Below are 19514 nucleotides of genomic sequence, written 5' to 3' on the forward strand. Positions count from 1 at the left end.
AGCAACACATAAAGGGGTTAATATACTGAGTGTATATCAACTATTACTATCAATTGCCCTGCTATAGGGCCATACTAAGATGGTTACTTATATATTCGACAATTGAGTCTAATGTACTAGTAACAGGGTCCTCCGGTTGATTAAAACTAGCCTCAGGTGTGTTACATGACAACAAATGGAAAGTATCATGAGCAAAGGACAAGACAGTAAGAAAAACACTAAAAAGCAACCACTTTTAACTGCAAAAGAAAAGAAAGCAGCAAAGACTGCCAAGAAAGCTAACAAAGGTTTTCTAGAGCATTAAGCAAGATGTGGCCATCGAGTTCCTTCGGTGGCCTGAATAGCTACCAACATTTCCCTCGCGATACTTACTTGTTATACCCCGCCCTAAAACTGTGATGTAAAAATTAGCGCTGCTAAAAGTTAAAAATCACCCCAACAAAATCCCAAAACGCAGTAATTGTTGAGATGACTTTAGTTCGGCATTAAGCCTGATTAACAATTAACTCATACTTAACTAAAACCATGTGTATTCAAATGTCACCCCGTATTGGGCGCCCATTGCTGGGTATTTGGCATACATTTCATTATTTTTGACTGTGGTATTGGTGTAGTACTCGTCAGTGATATTTTTACCCCATGCAAAGGCTTTCCAACTATCAGCTTCAACCCCAAAACGTAAATTCACTAGGGTATAAGACGGGTTAATAAAACGCTCATCAAACTCATAATCGGTTGCTGGAATTTCAACGGCATAAGGCTCACCAACAAAATCTGACACGGCAAGAGTTTGATCAACTGAGCCTTCAAAATCGGCATGTGACTCACTTGAATATGCTACATCTGCGCCAACAAAGCCTTGCAGCCCGGCTGAAATTTCAAAGTCAAAACGGGCAAATAAATTAAACTGATGCTCTGGCGTAAAAGGCAGTGGCGAACCTTTAAAGTCTAAATATTGCCCTGGTTGGTTATAGCCGACACCTTGTTTAATCTGTGAATCTAACCAGCCGTAGGCAGCGCCTAAGGTCAAGTTATCTGTCGCTAACCAGCGCCCATCAAGTTCAACCCCTGTGATCGAAGATTTAGGCATATTACCCAGGGTAAATACGGTGTTAAATACTGGGGCGATTTTTTTGGTAAGCAGTTGCTTATCTTGGTAATCATAATAAAAAGCCGCGCCATTTAACTGCAGAGTACGCTCGGCTAGGCTTGATTTAAAACCTATTTCATAAGCGTCAAGTTGCTCTTGAACAACGGGAACTAACTGTTGATCAGTCACTGCCGCTAAAGAAGGAAAGCTACCCGCTTTAAAACCACGGCTATAAGATGCATAGACTGACAAATCATCATTAAACTCATAATTAGCAGCTAGGCGCCATGAAAGTGAGTCTTCGCTTAATGTGTCACTAACCTCCCCAACACTCGCCTCTGGCGTTCCAAAATCTAATACCGTAACGCAACTGCCTGCGTTGTAACCATCACCTTTGATGACGTCACTAGTGGGCGTTGTTCCGAAAAAGAAATTAAAAAAAGTATCAGCTAAACCGCCATCAACATCTCTTGAGCAGCCAGTAAAATCCGCTTCATCTTTTGAATAACGTAAGCCGGTGGTAAGCGTGAATTGATCTGTAATAAACCAGTCAGCACTGGCAAACACTGAGGCGGTTGTGGTTTGTTGATTAATATCATTTTCAGCAATATTAAAGCCAAAGCCAGGGATTGGCAGAATATTTACGTTACTACTTATGCCCCAATCCTGCTGGGTTTGGTAATCGACTTCGCTTTTACTGTAATAAAGCCCTGCAATCCACACCAGGCTATCAAGTTGTTGGCTAACTCGAAACTCTTGGGATATGGAATCAATTTCACCATTTTGATAAACATAGTCCATGGTAACGTATTCGGAATCGGCGGCATTTTGATAACGACCTAATAAGTAGCCGTCAAATCCTGCTCCAAAGGCTTGTTCAGTAGCGGCACTCAGTGGGTTATTTTTAATATTAGCAATGGTTTCCCCTGCAAAACCAGCTCGCTCGTATTCTGAACCATCATCTTCAAATTTTGAGTAGCCAGTCAGCGAGGTAAATAAGGTTTGATCATTAATGTCATGCTCAACTTTCAATGACACATTCGTGCTGGTGTGTTCAAGGCTCGGTGTGCGCCCAGCAGTCCAATCTGCTTTGGCATTATCATCCATTAAGCCGGTAAAATTCTGTGGATTTTGTGCCATATCTAACTGGGTTTGATATATCGAAACAGTAAACGGCGCGCCCCCTGCTTTACCGGGAATATAATCAATATTTTGCGGCGCAATTGTTTCTGAATTATCGCTAGCATAACCGATAGTCAGCAATGCTTGAGTTGCCTCACTGAAGTCAAAGTTTAAGCTACCACGCACAGCCAGTTTATCTTGTCGACCTAAGGTTTCATCACGGCTAATGCTTTCCTGCCAGCCCTCGTCTGACTGAATCGTTTTTAGTGCCAGACGACCACTTACCATGTCGCTAATTCCGCCTGTCACGTAACCTTCAGCAGAAATGGTTTCATAAGAAGCAATACCCGCTTTGATGGCGGCTTCAAAATCCTTAGAGGGTTTCGCCGCAATATAATTGACCGCGCCAGCCGTTGAGTTACGGCCATAAAGCGTGCCTTGTGGCCCTTTTAAAATCTCCACCCGTTCGACGTCAAGGTTAGTGCCTTTGGTCATAATAGGAAATGGCACTGCAATTTCATCAACATACACTCCAACCGTTGATGTCGCTTGAGCGCTTGACTCATTGAAACCCACCCCACGTAAGGTATAAACCGGTGCCCCAAATGCGCTATCACTGAAATTAAACCCAGGTACAATATTGGCTAAATCAGTGGTGTCATCGATACCTATTTCATCTAATGTCTCGGCATTAAAGGCCGAAATCGACATAGGCACTTCATTAATAGACTGGCTGCGTTTTTGCGCGGTCACTTCAATCACTTCAAATTGTTTTTTTTCTGACTGAGTTTGTTCTTGTTGTGGCTCATTTGCCATTACTGGCGCATGAATTATTGATAGCAGCACTGTCGCAATTAACGACTTTTTAAAATTTCCGTTTGCTTGAACATTTGACATAGTTAATCCCCAAATTGACTATTATTATTTTTCAACCCATGTTAATTATTTGTAAAGAAATACGGGTTAATTTGAGGGTAACGCTAGCGCTGTACAATAAACTGCCACATTTGTTCGGTTGGGATATCTGTGGGATAAAATATCAACTAATTTATAGCGAGGATTTGTTTATTAAAATGGGTTGGCTAAAAAGATTTTGCAAGCTTTGGCTGTCATGAATTCAAGATAATGGCATTGTTCGGCTCAATATGTCCAAAAGACAGATTAAGCCATAAAACCTAGCCTCATAACATATAAACATACCTTATGAGGCCACTGCTTATATCGTGTTAAGCAGCCAATAACTCCCAATTGTGGTTAAACAGGCAATGACGGGGAACACCACAGTCACGACTCCGACATCTTTATAAGCCGTTTTATGGGTTTGCCCTGTTATTGCCAATATCGCTACTACCGCGCCGCAATGAGGCAGACTATCAAACCCGCCGCTGGCCATAGCAGCAACCCGATGTAAGATCTCTGGATCGACGCCTTTATCTAAATAAACAGGCGCCACAGTCCCTAAAAAGATTTGCAAGCCACCTGATGACGAACCCACAATTGCAGACACTGAACTTGCGGCAATAAAAATTGACAGCAGCACAGGGACATCTAAGGTGGTGATCCACTGGGAAAACTGCGCAAACGTTTCGGTATGGCTCACTACGCCACCAAAACCGATGACAACTGAAGTCGCGATTAACGGCGATATAGACTCTTCAGCGCCTTGACCAAGCTCGGTAATACTGCGGGGTAGAATACGTGGAAACAACACTATGGTGGTAATAATACCAATCAAGAGTGCCATACAAGGCCAAATTATCGGCTGACTGTTGGCATAGTCAACAACCTCAATGCCGTTAACGCCTAAAGCACTGATGATCCTTGGAGAGACAATACAAATTACCACAGCGGCAATGGGAATGACTGAACGAAACCAAGATGGCATCGCCATTTGCTTATTGTTGGCTAAAATCAGTTTATCTTTTTCAGAAGGGATAAAACCCTCACCATTGGCCTTGGCTATGTGACGCTGCTTTTCAAGATACCACAGCCCCAAAGACAACATAATGGCGCTACTGAATAGGCCATATCCCGCTGCGGCAAATAAGTCGGTTTTTAGCGATACCGAAGATATCACATTATGTATTGACGGTGAGCCTGGCATAGCGGTCATGGTGAACGTACCAATACCTAAGGCAATGGCACCAGTAAATAACCGCTTAGGCACATTCGCTTGTTGCAATAGCTGCACCCCAAGCGGATACATAGTGAAAATAACCACAAACAACACCACGCCACCATAGGTGAGCAAAGCTGAAAATAATACCGTAATAATTAGCACACGTTCAGCGCCTAAGGTGTCGACTAACTTATTCGCAATACTATTGGCCGCTCCTGTTGCCGCCAATAAACGACCAAACATCGCACCTGCGGCAAAGAGTAAAAAGAACCGTCCCGCAAATGTAAATGCCCCCAGTGCCCCGGTTGGAAAATATTCCAGCATGGCTTTATCAAATGCCATGCCGCTAGTGATAATCACTATGGTGGAACACACTAGCGAGGCCAGCACAATGCTATAGCCGCGCATTGCCATCCATATAAATACAGCTAATGCCGCAATAATTCCTAAAGCCATATCAATAACTCCATTTATAGCTCACGATATCCACCGCGATCGGCACTGGTAGCAAACGCTGCATAGGATTTTAACGCGCGGGTGATCACACGGGTTCTTGGTTCATTGGGCTGCCAAGCTTGATCCTTTGGCAACGCATTCATGGCATCATGGCGTTGCTGCAATGCCGTATCAGAGATCAGTAAATTAATCGAACGATTAGGAATATCGATGCGTATTTGATCGCCATCTTCAATTAACCCGATAGCACCTTGATTAGCCGCCTCAGGTGAAACATGGCCCACTGACAGACCCGCAGATGCACCAGAGTATCGACCATCTGTCACCAGTGCACAGCTAGCATCTAACCCTTGAGCTTTTAAGCTCATGGTTGGTTTAAGCATCTCTTGCATGCCAGGTCCGCCCTTGGGGCCTTCGTAGCGAATAATGATGATGGTGTTAGGTTGAATTTCACCATTATCAATGGCGGTTAATGCCGTTTCTTGCTGATTGAATACTCTTGCCGTTCCGGTAAAATCCAGCATATGTTCATACACTGCAGCGGTTTTCACTATGCAACCATTTTCAGAAATATTACCGTACAAAACGGCCAAGCCACCTTCGGTGCTATAAGGGTTATCAATATTACGGATACAGCCTTTTTCACGATCTAAATCTAACTCTTTCCAGCGCTGTGACTGGCCATAGGCCTTAATGGTGCGTTTGCCACCAGGCGCGGCTTTAAAGTACTCATGCACTTCTGGGTTATCTGTACGTAATACATCCCAATAGGCTAGCATTTCCGCTAATGTCCCGCCGCCAACCGATTTAACACTGGTGTCAATTAATCCGGCGCGTTCTAGTTCGCCAATGATTGCCATCATGCCGCCAGCACGGTGAACATCTTCCATATAGTAATCTTTGGTGGCTGGTGACACCTTGCAAAGGTGCGGCACTTTTCTGGATAAGCCATCAATATCACTGAGATTGAAATCCACCTCGCCTTCTTGGGCCATAGCCAGCAAGTGTAGAATGGTGTTGGTAGAACCTCCCATGGTAATATCCACTTTCATCGCATTGAAAAACGCTTCGCGAGTGGCAATCGAGCGCGGTAACACCGAGTCGTCATCTTCAAAATAGAACTTTTTGGTGTTGGTTACGATTTGCTTAGCTGCACGGGTGAACAAGTCTTTACGATCGGAATGAGTCGCCAATAATGAGCCATTGCCCGGTAGTGCGAGCCCTAACACTTCAGCCAAGCAATTCATTGAGTTGGCGGTAAACATGCCAGAACAAGAGCCGCAGGTAGGACAGGCATGATTTTCTAAAAACTCAGCACTTTTACCATCAAGTTCCTGACTACTGAAAGCGGCAATATAGGTATCAATGGGGTCAAAACGCTGAACTTTATCTTTTTCAACTACGCGGCCTGCTTCCATAGGCCCGCCTGAGACAAATATCACTGGAATATTTAACCTTAATCCCGCCATTAACATGCCAGGGGTGATTTTGTCGCAGTTTGAAATACAGATCATCGCATCAACGCAATGAGCATTAATCATATATTCGATGCTGTCAGCAATAATTTCACGGCTCGGTAAGCTATAAAGCATACCGTCATGACCCATGGCAATGCCGTCATCGATAGCAATGGTATTGAACTCACGGGCAATGCCGCCCGCTTCAAAAATAGCCTCACACACTAGGCGGCCGACGTCTTGTAAATGTACATGGCCTGGGACAAACTCGGTAAATGAATTAACCACGGCAATCATGGGCTTGCCAAAATCTGTTTGCTGTAATCCCCCTGCTAACCAAAGTGCACGTGCTGCAGCTGCACCTTTACCGTCGACAACTTTTGATGATCTTAATTTAGGCATGTTAACTCTCGTTTTTATTATTAGTGTTAACTACTTTGTCATAGATGATTTGTTAATTTCTGTCACATTTGTGACAATTAAGGCGAAGCACTGAGTTTGGTTCGAAACTCAATTGCAATGACAGGTGTAGCAAATATCAGCCATAAGACCTTGCGAGGCACTGTTAACACAATAGATGATAAAATATAATAAAATCAAATATCTAGGCAGTATCCGCCATTGTCGAATAAAGCGGCACTATGGCTTGATGTGACAAATTCAAATCAAACAATTTGATCATGTTATCAATATCATTAATAAAAATTTTACCGTACTCAATTTGAATCAGGTTTTCTTGCTGCATTTTTTTCAATTCACGCCCGACGCTTTGCCGTGTTGCCCCCACCATTTGCCCGAGCATTTCTTGTGATATATCAGGTAAAGAGACGGCTTCAAGTTCTTTGGCGCCGCGACTTAGGGCAAGCCTGACAATTGCTGCACCTAATCTTTCATAAAGTGGCAGTAATAATGCTTCATTTAAACTGGCAAAAGTGTATTGAATGCGGGTACATAGAAAGCGGTTTAGTGCTATCGACATTTCAGGAAAGTGCTGGCTTAAATGTAAATAGTCTTTATGTGACAATACATTAACTTCAACATCAGTGCATGCCACAGCATAGTTAGGTCGATTATAGCGGGTGATTAATCCGATATCCCCAAAGCAATCACCTGCATGCAAAATGGCCACAATTAACTCTCGACCTTCTTTATTGTAATTACAAATCTTGACTTTACCTGACACCACTTGAAAGCCACAATTTGAGGTTTCACCAGAGTTGTAAATAAATTCATCTTTACGAAATTTTTTAAAGCTAAGCCTGTGGGATATTTGCTGCTGTATTTCGCTGGGTAATTCAGCGCGCCAATTATGTAGATGTTGAATTGTTAACATAGTGCAGAGAGTCCTTGTTCATTCGAACTTATTATTATTGGTCAATCATGGCTAGATTAAGTGATAGTCCCTACAAAGGCAAAGGCTAAAAAAACCACACGCTAGCAACAAATGCTGCCTAGGTTTTTATCCACTTAACAACACTATTCTTCTACCGATTAATAGTGATATTTATAGTAGACACGTTATTATCGTTCACAAAAGCAAGCCAATTAAGCTTATAAATTTTATATCAATATCGACCATGAAGCATCTCAAATGCAACATTTGTTGCGGAAACAAACCATCGCTACTGGCACTCTAAACAATCACTAGCTTCAAAAATCATGACAGAAATAGCGAGACCTAAAACCAATTGATTGCCCATAAAAATAATAAAAAGGACAAGATAATGACTGATATTATTGTACTTTCTCGCCCATTACCTCTACCGCAAATTAGCGCTAATGGCTCCGCAATCGAAGTGCGGGTATTTGAAGGTGATTACGCTGTTTTTACAGGTGCAAAGGTGTACTTAACAACGGCATTAGATGCCGTTAGTTCTGATTTTATTAATACCTTGCCGACATCCATTACATTAATCGCCAATATTGGTATTGGCGTTGATAATATTGACCTTAACGCCGCTAAAGCGCGCTCCATTTCGGTAACTAACACCCCGGTGGTCACTGAAGATACTGCCGACTTAGCCTTTGGGTTATTGCTAGCCACTTGCCGCCGACTTGGCGCAAATGAGCGCTTTTTACGCAGCGGTAAATGGTCTAAACAAGCCCCAATGGCCATGATGGGAAATCAAGTCCACGGTAAAAAGTTAGGCATTGTGGGAATGGGTAGCATAGGCCAAGCCGTTGCGCGCCGCGCCAAAGCCTTTAATATGGATATTTATTATTATAATCGCTCACGATCTCTCGAAGCCGAAGCAAACTATCAGGCCCATTATTGTGACAGTCTGGCGAGCTTGTTATCGTCTGTAGATATCATTAGTTTACATTGCCCACTCACCCCTGAATCACAACAGATAATCAATGCTGATAGCTTAGCCAATTGCAACGATGGCGCCATTTTGATCAATACCGGCCGCGGCGGATTAATTGATGACAACGCCCTCATCGATGCACTAAAAAACGGTAAAATTGCTGCAGCTGGATTAGATGTATTTGATGGTGAGCCTGATTTCCATTCTGGCTATCTTGATTTTGAAAATGTCACCTTAACTCCGCATATTGGCAGCGCAACGGCTGAATGCCGTCAAGCAATGGCAGGCAAAGCCTTACAAAATATTATTGCGATGCTTGAAGGCAAACCGTTATCAACTCCTGTATAGAGCAGCCACTATGTTATTAACTAAGTCTTTAGAAAAATGCTTTAACATTGAGCAGTTACATCAGCAAGCACATAAAAACCTCCCCCTACCTGTGTATGACTACATGGCAGGCGGTGCTGACGATGAAGTGTCTTTGAGTCACAATGTTAATGCCTTTGATCAATATCAGATTATTCCTAAGTGTCTCACTAATGTCACCGACATCAATACCCACAGCCATATACTGGGCTGTGACATGTCGGCACCATTTTTTATTTCACCTGTGGGTCAGCAGCGCATGTTTCATGCTGATGCAGATATCGCTGGCGCTAAAGCCGCTGAAAAACAGGATATTTTGTTTACCTTATCCACTTTCTCTTCCAAAACCATTGAAGAGGTCGCCAGCAGTAGTTATGGCAATAAAATGTTTCAGGTATATGTCGTGACGGATCCGCAATTAAATGAAGAAATTATGCAGCGGGCAAAAGCGGCAAAATATCAAGCCATGTGTTTAACCGTTGATACCGTGGTGGGCGGCAATCGTGAGCGAGACATAAAAAATGGCTTAACCATACCCATGAACCTCAGCCTAAAAAGCCTATTGGAATTTGCTAAACATCCTTTGTGGGTAAAAAACTACTTTATGTCAGGTGGCAAAGATTTAGTTAATCTAAATGCAGCCCCCTCAACAGGCGATACCGAAAGCTTCCTTAAGTATATGGGTAATCTATTGGAGCGAAATCTCACTTGGGATCACGCCGCCAAGATGATTAAACAATGGGACGGCCCTTTTGCCATCAAAGGCATTATGTCGGTAGATGATGCAGTTAAAGCTAAACACATTGGCGCATCGGCCATTATGATTTCAAATCATGGCGGCAGACAGCTGGACTGTACCCCTGCGCCAATTGAAATGGTGGCTGACATTCGAGCGGCAGTCGGTCCAGACATCGAGCTCATCGTCGATGGCGGCATCAGACGCGGCAGCGATATTTTTAAAGCGATAGCCTTAGGCGCTAATGCGGTATCACTTGGCAGAGCATACGCCTATGGCCTAGCTGCGGGCGGGCAAGCGGGCGCAGAAAAAGCCATCTGTATACTCATAACAGAATTGGTCCGTACTATGGCCTTGGCAGGCTGTCAAAGCCTTAAGGATATTAACACCAGCATGATCCGTAAGCGTTAACGGTCATCCTCATTCCCTTTAAGTGAGATAATATTAAGTTAGAACAACATCAGGCCTGCGAGCTCCCCCCCCTTCGCAGGCCTGATGCTCTAGTGTCATAATGCTACGACTTAAAAGAATTTAAGCATTCAAACTAATCCGCGCTATTCACTCGCCTAATTCCTATCGCCTTCTATACTTTTGTTGAGCTCATAAGTGATTTGATTATCAAGCATTCGCTAATTAACTCGCTCATGTCCTATACCTTTAATTCACAGTCTTGTATGAGTAATTTTATCAATGACACGATTAAGCACCATATTACTGCTATTAAGTTTGTTAAGCATTTATCCACTGCAGGCCAGAACCAATCCTTGGGAGCTCGCCACCAGCATCTATCAAGGGCAAGTTGCAGCTATTGGCGGCTATGCTAATGGTTGTTTATCAGGCGCACAGCCACTGCCGTTAACGGGTGACGGCTACCAAGTTATTCGTAGTCAGCGGCAGCGTTTTTATGGCCACCCTAATCTCGTGAATTTTGTCAGTCACTATTCAAAGCAGCTAACTCAGCAAGGGATCAATAATATTTTCATCGGTGATATGTCGATGCCCCGCGGCGGCCAATTTGATTTTGGCCACAGCAGCCATCAAATAGGCTTAGATGTGGATATTTGGCTAAAACTAACCGAGGCGCCACTCAAGCCCCAAGAATTACAAAATCCACGTCATTTGTCTGTGGTTGATATTGATAAATTAACCGTTAATCAAGCATGGTCAAAACAACATAAAACCATGCTCAAAGTCGCTGCAGAGAATAATCAGGTCGCTCGGATTTTTGTTAATCCAATCATCAAGCAGCAGCTGTGTAATGAACGAAGCGACAAGGATACTTGGCTACAAAAAATTCGTCCTTGGTGGGGCCATACCTCTCACATGCATGTGCGCTTGCATTGCCCTGAAACTGATAGCTTATGTAAAGCGCAGCAGCCCATTAAATCAGGTCATGGCTGTGAAGAACTAACTTGGTGGACCCAGCAACTTAAGCGTGCAGCGGCAAGCCAGCAACAAGCTAAAACGGCAGCGGCGCCAAAGCCAAAGCCTTTAAAACAAAAACCGCTTTCCTGTGAACCACTAGTTAAAAACTTACAGGCAAAACAGTAATTTCCCCCTCTTAAAACATTCACTATTGAGCATTTGCCCGTTAAATTGCACTAAACAGGCCAAAAATATACTTTAACTGCATTGGCTGCTCGACATATGAGCAGTTATGTCTGTATAATCCGCGGCTGTTTTACCTACGTAAATGCTCTGCCTTTTTAAGGTCAGCGTTTATCTGCTTAGCTTGGCTGAACTCAAAGTACCTTTTTATTGTACATCGAGCTTTGTTTTGCATACTTAACCATTCAGGATATTCCTTTGATTTCTACCGCAAATATCACCATGCAGTTTGGCCCAGAGCCATTGTTTGAAAACATCTCAGCTAAATTTGGCCACGGAAACCGTTATGGTTTAATTGGTGCCAACGGTTGTGGTAAATCAACCTTCATGAAAATTCTAAGTGGTGAACTTGCACCGACTTCTGGCAACGTGTCTATTACTCCGGGCCAAAAAGTCGGTACCTTAAGTCAAGATCAGTTTGCTTTTGAACAGTACAGCGTAGTCGATGCTGTCATTCAGGGTGACCCAAAACTGTGGGAAGTTAAGCAAGAGCGTGAACGCATTTATTCTTTGCCTGAAATGACTGAAGAAGACGGAATGAGAGTCGGTGAACTTGAAAGTGAGTTTGCTGAAATGGACGGTTACAGTGCAGAAAGCCGCGCTGGTGAAATCTTACTTGAAGCCGGTATCGATGAAGAATATCACTTTGGTTTAATGAGCCAAGTCGCTCCCGGTAAAAAGCTACGTGTATTACTGGCACAGGCTTTATTCTCAAACCCTGATATCTTGCTGCTTGATGAACCGACCAACAACTTGGACATACATACCATTAGTTGGTTAGCAGATGAGTTAAACAAACGTAAATGCACCATGATCATCATCTCCCATGATAGACATTTCTTGAACACTGTCTGTACTCATATGGCTGATATCGATTACGGTGAACTGCGTATTTACCCTGGTAATTACGAATACTTCCTTGAAGCTGCAGGCTTAATCCAAGAGCAGTTATTAGCAGGTAACGCTAAGAAAGTGGCTGAAATGGCTGAACTTCAAGACTTTGTTAACCGTTTTGGTGCTAACGCATCTAAAGCGAAGCAAGCCAGTTCTCGTGCTAAAAAGCTTGATAAAATTTCGCTAGATGAAGTTAAATCATCTAGTCGCATGACGCCTTCATTACGTTTTGACGAAAGCAAAAAAATGCATCGTCAAGCGCTTATCATGGAAGACGTTGGCCATGGTTTTGAAGATAATACCTTATTCCAAGGCGGTAACATTATCCTTGAAGCAGGCGCAAAGCTTGCTGTTATTGGTGAAAACGGTGTCGGTAAAACTACCCTGCTACGCTGTTTAGTTAACGATCTGACCAATAACGAAGGTGTGGTTAAGTGGTCTGAAAATGCCGCTATCGGTTACTGCCCGCAAGACAGCAGCAAAGACTTTGATAATGATCTAAGTTTATTTGATTGGATGTCGCAATGGCGCACCCCAAGACATAACGATTTAATGGTCCGTGGTATGTTAGGCCGTCTTCTATTTACTGAAGATGATGCCAACAAGAAAGCCCGTAACTGTTCAGGTGGTGAAAAGAACCGTCTATTATTTGGTAAGTTAATGATGATGGATGTAAATGTACTCATCATGGACGAGCCAACCAACCACATGGACATGGAAGCCATTGAAGCGCTGAACAATGCCCTTAAAGAATTTGAAGGCACCTTGATTTTCGTTAGCCACGATAGAGAATTTGTATCATCGCTTGCAACTCACATCATTGATGTGAAAGACCAAAAGTTATTAAGCTTCCACGGTACGTTTGATGAGTACATGGCAAGCCAAGCTGAAGCAGCAGCGCTGATAAAAAAATAAGCCTTATTAACGAAGATTATTCGTAATATCGCAGTCATAAAAAAGCCATTTGAATATTCAAATGGCTTTTTTGTTTTTACGCTATGCCAACCTTTGGAACTTATAAATAGGTATTTAAAAATTCGAGGTATTTATTAGAAGCACTAATGCGGTTAGCTTTTTTACTAAAGCCATGGCCTTCATCATCAAACACAAGGTAATCAACATAAGTGCCGCCCGAGCGGATTGACTCGACCATTTCATCACTCTCAATTTTTAGTACTCGGGGATCATTTGCCCCTTGCACCACCAACACCGGGCTTTTCACTTGTTCACCAAAAAACACTGGTGAAATATTGTGTAAGCGCTCTTTATCTGTCGTTGGGTCCCCTAACTCGTCATAAAGACTTTTACGAAATGCTTCCCAGTAAGGCGGTATGCTTTCAAGGGTTCTCACCCAGTTAGTAACGCCAAAGATATTAATTCCGACCTTAAACTCATCAGTAAATGCCATCGCAGCCATTGTTAAGTAACCGCCATAACTGCCACCCATAACACCAATCTTATCGGCATCAACCCAATCTAAGGTTTGAAGGTATTTTTTGTTATACACCACATCTTGTAAATCATCTTCACCATGACGTTTATCATCTAAGTGAAAAAACGTTTTACCATATCCACTTGAACCACGATTGTTAATCTTAATGATGGCATAGCCGTTATTCACCAGATGTTGAACTGTTGCAGAGTACCCTTTGCGAGATTGCCCGCCAGGACCACCATGGATATAAATCAATGCGGGCACTTTTTTCATATTAGCTTGTTTAGGCTTATATAAAATCGCAGGAATCTCTAAACCATCAAAGCTTTTAAAACGCACCACTTCACCGGTAACAAGATTCTGTTCTTTTATGTTTGGATTACCAGAATTGGTTAATCGAAGTATCGAGTCTGTACCTAATTTGTGGGTATATAAGTTTGATGGTGAAGTATCTGAGTTAATGTAAAACACCATTGAACTTGAATCATCAGAGAAATTTACCCCGCGTAAATCACCACTGGGTAAGGTCGGTAATTGCAGTTCAGAATTAGTGGTTAAATCAGTAATAATCAACTGTGTTTGCGCATCGGCATTGACACCGGTAATTTGAAAACGACCATCTTTTGAAAAGTAACTAAAACTGACATCCCAATCTGCCTTATAGCTTAAGGTGCTCTCACCTGTTGCTAAATCATATGCCCATGATTGATTGAACTCACCAAATTCATCGGTGGCATACAACAAGCGTTTATTGTCTTTAGAAAAAGTATCAACCGAATAAGACACATCACCACTATGTTCAGTGAGCAAGCGTGGTTTTGCCATTTTCAATCTAAGGTCGATTAAATAAAGATCTGAGTTACTGTTTGAATGGCTTTTACTCAGCGCGATAAAACGGCCATTTGGACTCACACTTTCTACACTAAAACCAGAGTCATTTTTAAACACTAATTGGCGACTGTAATCTTCAGTATTATATTGATAAACATCAAAATACTTAGCATCTCGTTCATTGGTTACCACAAAGAAAGATTGCTCATCTTCATGCCATGACATTACTGACGCTTTTAAGCCTTCGCCTGGGGTTAAATCCACGTCAGTGCCATCTAACTCTTGGACATAAAGATGATTAAGTTCATCACCACCTTTATCCGCGCTATATAAAAAACGTTCGTCTTTTGGAAACCACGACTCAACAAATACTGATTCTTTAGTTGAAAACGTCAGTTGTTTTGACGGGCTGCCATCAACAGGCACACGATAAGCATTGAAAATACCGCTTTCATCATTACTGACTAAAACAGCATTGCCTAAATGGTTAATTGAAGAGCCAAATACACTGGTGGTTTTATAAAACTCTTCAGCATTGTAAGTTTCAAATGCCACTGAATTACTGGCAACTAAATCAATTGGATCAGCTTGTGGTTTAACATCATTGGAGTTACTGGAATTCGAGCAAGCACCTAGTGCAACCGCCATTATGGCTGTTGTGATAGCAGTTGTGATGAGGGTTTTAAGCATGAAAATATCCTTATTATGTCCGAGAACTTAAACGAGATAATTCAAAAAGTAGCGATGAATTATTGAGTACAGTATTCAACCTAGCAGGAGATGCTAATATTGGCTAGCCGTATGAGAATCAATAAAACAGAAGTTGAAGCGGAACGTTATAACATTTAAATAAAATAACGATTATGCGAATACATTAACTAGCAAGTTGAAATGAGATAGCCAAAGGTATTATTTGCATGCTCTGGAACGCCCAAACCCACTAAAGTAGACATCACAAAAATGACTAAGATGGTAATTGCTAACGCTGCGGTGATAATCATTAATAGCCTAAATAATGTTGCCATCTAAGTTCCTTTAGCCTTCACTTTTAACTGACTGATACGATTTATCTCAATCATATTTCAGCCATAAGTTAACAGAATGAGCTCATATAGTGTTATTGATAAATGCTATTACCTTTATACAAATGACAAAAACAACAAAGCCCATCATGAAATGGGCTTTGTTAAATTGGTTTTAACTGTATTCGTTATTTAGCGGCATTCGCCCGTGCTTGATGCAGTTTTTTATAGCTTTCAATCAATCTAAGGTGCGGCTCGATACCTTCAAGCTTCATGCTGGTTTGAGTCAAACCAAAGAACTTCACCTCACCAGTGACACTGCCAACAACGTTTTTCATATTGTCTTCACCAAACATACGGTTGAAGTTATTGATAAAGTGCTCAAGCGCTAAATCGTCACCCAAGGTGACTTCTAATACCGCATTAACCGCTTGATAGAACAAGCCGCGCTCAACTGTATTGTCGTTGTATTGTAAAAACTCACCAACATAATCCATCGCATCTTCAAGTCTGCCTATCGCAAGATAGATTAAGATTTTAAGCTCGATGATGGTTAACTGTCCCCAAGGGGTGTTTTCGTCAAACACGATACCAATTAAGGTTGGTATATCGGTTTGATTATCCAGTTGGCTTTCTTCTAAGCGCTCAACTAAATCAGTTAACTGCTCTTGGGTTAACACATGCAGGTTTAAAATCTCTTCACGGTAATCCAGCGCTTTATTGGTGTTGTCCCAAATAAGATCTTCAACTGGATACACTTCTGAGTAATCAGGCACCAAGATACGGCAAACCGCTGCGCCTAATTGGTCAAACTCAGCAATATAAGCTTCTTTGCCAATATCCGCTAAGATGCCAAATAAGCTTTCAGTTTCTTCTTCCGTAGTACCAGAGAAATCCCATTCGCAGAAATCATAATCATGATTGCTGCTAAAGAAACGCCACGAGATAACACCTGTAGAGTCAATAAAGTGCTCAACAAAGTTTTCAGGCTCTGTCACTGTCATGCTATTGAACGTCGGCTTTGGCACATCGTTCAAGCCTTCAAAGCTTCGACCTTGCAATAATTCTGTCAGGCTGCGCTCAAGCGCCACTTCAAGACTCGGATGGGCGCCAAATGAAGCAAATACGCCGCCAGTTTTAGGGTTCATCAAGGTGACACACATTACAGGGAATTGACCACCGAGTGAGGCATCTTTAACCACAACAGGGAAGCCTTGTTCTTCTAAACCTTTAATACCCGCTACTATGCTTGGGTACTTTTCAAGTACAGCCATTGGCACATCTGGCAGGACAATTTCTTGCTCGATGATTTGGCGTTTAACCGCGCGTTCAAAGATTTCAGATAAACACTGCACCTTGGCTTCAGCTAGGTTATTACCCGCGCTCATGCCGTTACTTAAAAATAAGTTCTCGATTAAGTTAGACGGGATATTAACCACTTCGCCATCTGAGTGACGAGTATAAGGAATGGTACAAATACCACGCTCAAAGTTACCTGAGTTGGTATCTATCAGATTTGAACCGGCTAACTCACCATCTGGATTATAAATCTCTAAACAGTAGTCATCTAAAATGCCGCTTGGCAGCGAGTCATCTTCTTCTAACTCAAACCATGTTTCATTGGGATAATGCACAAACTCGCTATTAGCTATCTCTTCGCCAAAGAACTGGTCGTTATAAAAGAAGTTACAGTTTAAACGTTCAATGAATTCACCTAATGCAGAGCACAGCGCACTCTCTTTCGTCGCGCCTTTACCATTAGTAAAACAGGCTGGTGATGCTGCATCACGAATATGCAGTGACCACACATTCGGCACAATGTTACGCCATGAAGAAATTTCAATCTTCATCCCCAGCTCTGCTAGCATGGCAGTCATGTTGGTGATGGTTTCTTCAAGGGGTAAGTCTTTACCTATGATGTAGGTGCTGGTATCGCCTTCAGGTTGACCCATTAGCATGGCATTGGCGTCAGCGGCTAAATCATCAACGGTTTCGATTTTAAATTCAGGGCCGGTTTGCACCACTTTTTTAACCGTGCAGCGGTCGATAGAACGTAAAATACCGGTACGATCTTTTTCAGAAATATCATCTGGTAATTCAACTTGGATCTGAAAAATCTGGTTATAACGATCTTCAGGATCAACAATGTTGTTTTGTGATAGCTTGATATTTTCCGTAGGAATATCACGGGCTTTACAATACACCTTGATAAAGTAAGCCGCACACAGCGCTGACGACGCTAAGAAGTAATCAAACGGACTTGGCGCTGACCCATCACCTTTGTAGCGAATAGGCTGATCGGCAGTAACAGTAAAGTCGTCAAACTTGGCTTCAAGTCTTAAGTTGTCGAGAAAATTAACTTTGATTTCCATTGAATAGTTCCAGAGTCGTGCGCTGTAAATTGGCGGGTATATCTAATGAGGTGAATTATCGGTGTTTTTAGCGCAATAGTCTTGGGTTAATTGTCACTATTGCTTAATTAGCTGAAAAATTTCCCCTGCATTAAACAATAATCAAAGGCTTAGCATTGGCCATGCTTGCACATGACCAGCTAAGTTATTGCTGATTAAGTCGACATATAGATTTATTTATGACATCTGCCATAGTTAAATGACTATAGTTAAATGACCATAGTTAAACGGCGAGGCTTAATTCAATATCTTTAATCTTGTAAGGGTACTCTGCCTCACGGTGCTGAAACGATAAAATCGCCTCATTTAAAACAACGCCCTCTTCAATGTTTATCGCTTGGCGAATGGTTTCATTTTGCTGCCAAGCGCTCTGCCCTGCTAGCACTGCAGGTAAATACACAATCAGCGCTGCTGAAATCGACCGAGTAGCACTTTCCCAAAGGTAAGTCGGGGTATGATCCACCGCATAATAATCCACCGTTTTATAGTTAAACATTGGCTGTTTAAATGTGGTCGGCTTAGCAAAAAAGAAGCCCATTTTTTCATCGCAACTGACATCAATGATCAAACTATGGGGTTTTAGGCACTCTGCTTCAGATTCGATCACGAAATTAGTTGGCTTGGCAGTGTTTTGAAAAGTGCCGTTAACGATAATATCGGCTTCACTGATGAGCTCTGTTAATGGCCTGCTACTGCCATCATGCTCAACCACCATCATTCGGGCTTCGCCCGTCTCGCCTGCGCGAATACGGACATAGTTACAATCTAATACTTCTTCACGCACTTGCTCTTCAGGTCGCTGAATACAAATGGTAATGTCTTTAAAACCATGGGCTTTAAGGGCGTAAATCGCGCCGCGACTCACGGCGCCAAAGCCAAAAATAATCGTCTTACGTTGATCGCCATAGTGGCCATCAATGCCTTTAAGTTGTAATGAGTGTAGCACCGCACAATAACCAGCCATTTCATTATTTTTATAAAAAGTATGACGACCCATTTGCCCCGTTGCCGACCAAATAAACATATCTTCAAAAGCAATTAGGGTTTGTTTGCGATCTAGCGCTGCTTGAGTAATATCTTGCTGCTGCACACAATGTACATAACCCCATAAAGTGCCGCCTTCACGCAGCTCTTGTAAATCTTCTAACACCGGCTTGGCAATAATTACCGTACCAATATTTGCCAGTAACTCATGACGCGTGGCAATACCGCCAGTTAATGCAGCAATTTCAGCATCTGAGATCCCAAAGGGTTCGCCATAACCTTGCTCAAATATGAGTTGCTTTCGAAGCGCTTGCGGAATGCGCAGTAAATGTCCTGGGTGAATGGGAAAGCGTTTTTCGTCTACTTTTCTTGAAGTCCCTATGACTCCTACTTTTAACGTGTTCATGTCATCGTTCCTTGTTATATCAATGGATCTATGTGACTGCATACACGAATGTTTATTTTGCCAATGGCCAGTTGCTCTAATGATTAGAGGTGGGATCTGCTCTGGTTAATGCGACAGTCGTAAACAACGCGGCCTAATTAACATAGAGTTTTATAAATGGAAGAACTTTACGGTGACCGAGCTTAAAAAAGCGTCGCAGACGATAAAGTGTCAATATTTGAAGGGGAAATTTATTGCATACTCATTTATCCACTACGAAGGTTTTAGC

Annotated in this window: 12 protein-coding genes; 4 read left to right on the top strand and 8 right to left on the bottom strand. The window is 42.3% G+C overall.

The annotated features are described in order from the left end of the window. Nucleotides 1-517: 517 nt before the first annotated feature. From BCU91_RS12330 to BCU91_RS12345, 4 genes are all read right to left on the bottom strand, one after another. Nucleotides 518-3109: a TonB-dependent receptor gene (locus BCU91_RS12330; protein WP_102531577.1), complete on the bottom strand. Its 2592-nt coding sequence runs from the start codon at nt 3107-3109 to the stop codon at nt 518-520. A 319-nt stretch (nt 3110-3428) separates the two neighbouring features. Beyond that, nucleotides 3429-4787, bottom strand: a complete 1359-nt coding sequence (locus tag BCU91_RS12335) for a GntP family permease (protein ID WP_241904081.1) — start codon at nt 4785-4787, stop codon at nt 3429-3431. Nucleotides 4788-4801: 14 nt separating this feature from the next. Beyond that, on the bottom strand, nt 4802-6646 hold the full coding sequence (gene ilvD, locus BCU91_RS12340) for a dihydroxy-acid dehydratase (protein WP_102531579.1): 1845 nt from the start codon (nt 6644-6646) through the stop codon (nt 4802-4804). Nucleotides 6647-6848: 202 nt separating this feature from the next. After that, nucleotides 6849-7577, bottom strand: coding sequence for a Crp/Fnr family transcriptional regulator (locus tag BCU91_RS12345; RefSeq protein ID WP_102519976.1), 729 nt, complete (start codon nt 7575-7577; stop codon nt 6849-6851). Nucleotides 7578-7968: 391 nt separating this feature from the next. Here BCU91_RS12345 and BCU91_RS12350 point away from each other — a divergent pair, with 391 nt between their 5' ends. From BCU91_RS12350 to BCU91_RS12365, 4 genes are all read left to right on the top strand, one after another. Continuing rightward, complete coding sequence (locus BCU91_RS12350) at nt 7969-8901, top strand: D-glycerate dehydrogenase (RefSeq protein ID WP_102531580.1); 933 nt, start codon at nt 7969-7971, stop codon at nt 8899-8901. A gap of 10 nt (nt 8902-8911) precedes the next feature. Beyond that, complete coding sequence (locus tag BCU91_RS12355; RefSeq protein ID WP_102531581.1) at nt 8912-10066, top strand: alpha-hydroxy acid oxidase; 1155 nt, start codon at nt 8912-8914, stop codon at nt 10064-10066. Between the two features lie 279 nt (nt 10067-10345). Beyond that, entirely contained in the window at nt 10346-11206 is an 861-nt protein-coding gene (gene mepA / locus BCU91_RS12360) for a penicillin-insensitive murein endopeptidase (protein ID WP_102531582.1), read from the top strand. Between the two features lie 255 nt (nt 11207-11461). Beyond that, complete coding sequence (locus BCU91_RS12365) at nt 11462-13072, top strand: ABC-F family ATPase (protein WP_102531583.1); 1611 nt, start codon at nt 11462-11464, stop codon at nt 13070-13072. 100 nt (nt 13073-13172) lie between these two features. On the opposite strand, the gene BCU91_RS12370 is transcribed toward BCU91_RS12365, so the two are convergent. The 4 genes from BCU91_RS12370 to BCU91_RS12380 form a co-directional block, all read right to left on the bottom strand. After that, the gene (locus tag BCU91_RS12370; protein WP_102531584.1) at nt 13173-15113 is read right to left on the bottom strand and encodes a S9 family peptidase; all 1941 of its coding nucleotides are present in this window, start codon (nt 15111-15113) and stop codon (nt 13173-13175) included. A gap of 188 nt (nt 15114-15301) precedes the next feature. After that, the gene (locus BCU91_RS20285) at nt 15302-15448 is read right to left on the bottom strand and encodes a hypothetical protein (protein ID WP_157936287.1); all 147 of its coding nucleotides are present in this window, start codon (nt 15446-15448) and stop codon (nt 15302-15304) included. Nucleotides 15449-15633: 185 nt separating this feature from the next. Next, a complete protein-coding gene (locus BCU91_RS12375) occupies nt 15634-17817 on the bottom strand; it encodes an OsmC domain/YcaO domain-containing protein (RefSeq protein ID WP_102531585.1) in 2184 nt (727 codons plus the stop codon). Nucleotides 17818-18079: 262 nt separating this feature from the next. Beyond that, complete coding sequence (locus BCU91_RS12380) at nt 18080-19246, bottom strand: N(5)-(carboxyethyl)ornithine synthase (protein WP_102519970.1); 1167 nt, start codon at nt 19244-19246, stop codon at nt 18080-18082. Between the last annotated feature and the right edge of the window lie 268 nt (nt 19247-19514).

Source organism: Shewanella sp. 10N.286.52.B9, assembly GCF_002873635.1.
In the GTDB taxonomy this organism is placed as follows: domain Bacteria; phylum Pseudomonadota; class Gammaproteobacteria; order Enterobacterales; family Shewanellaceae; genus Shewanella.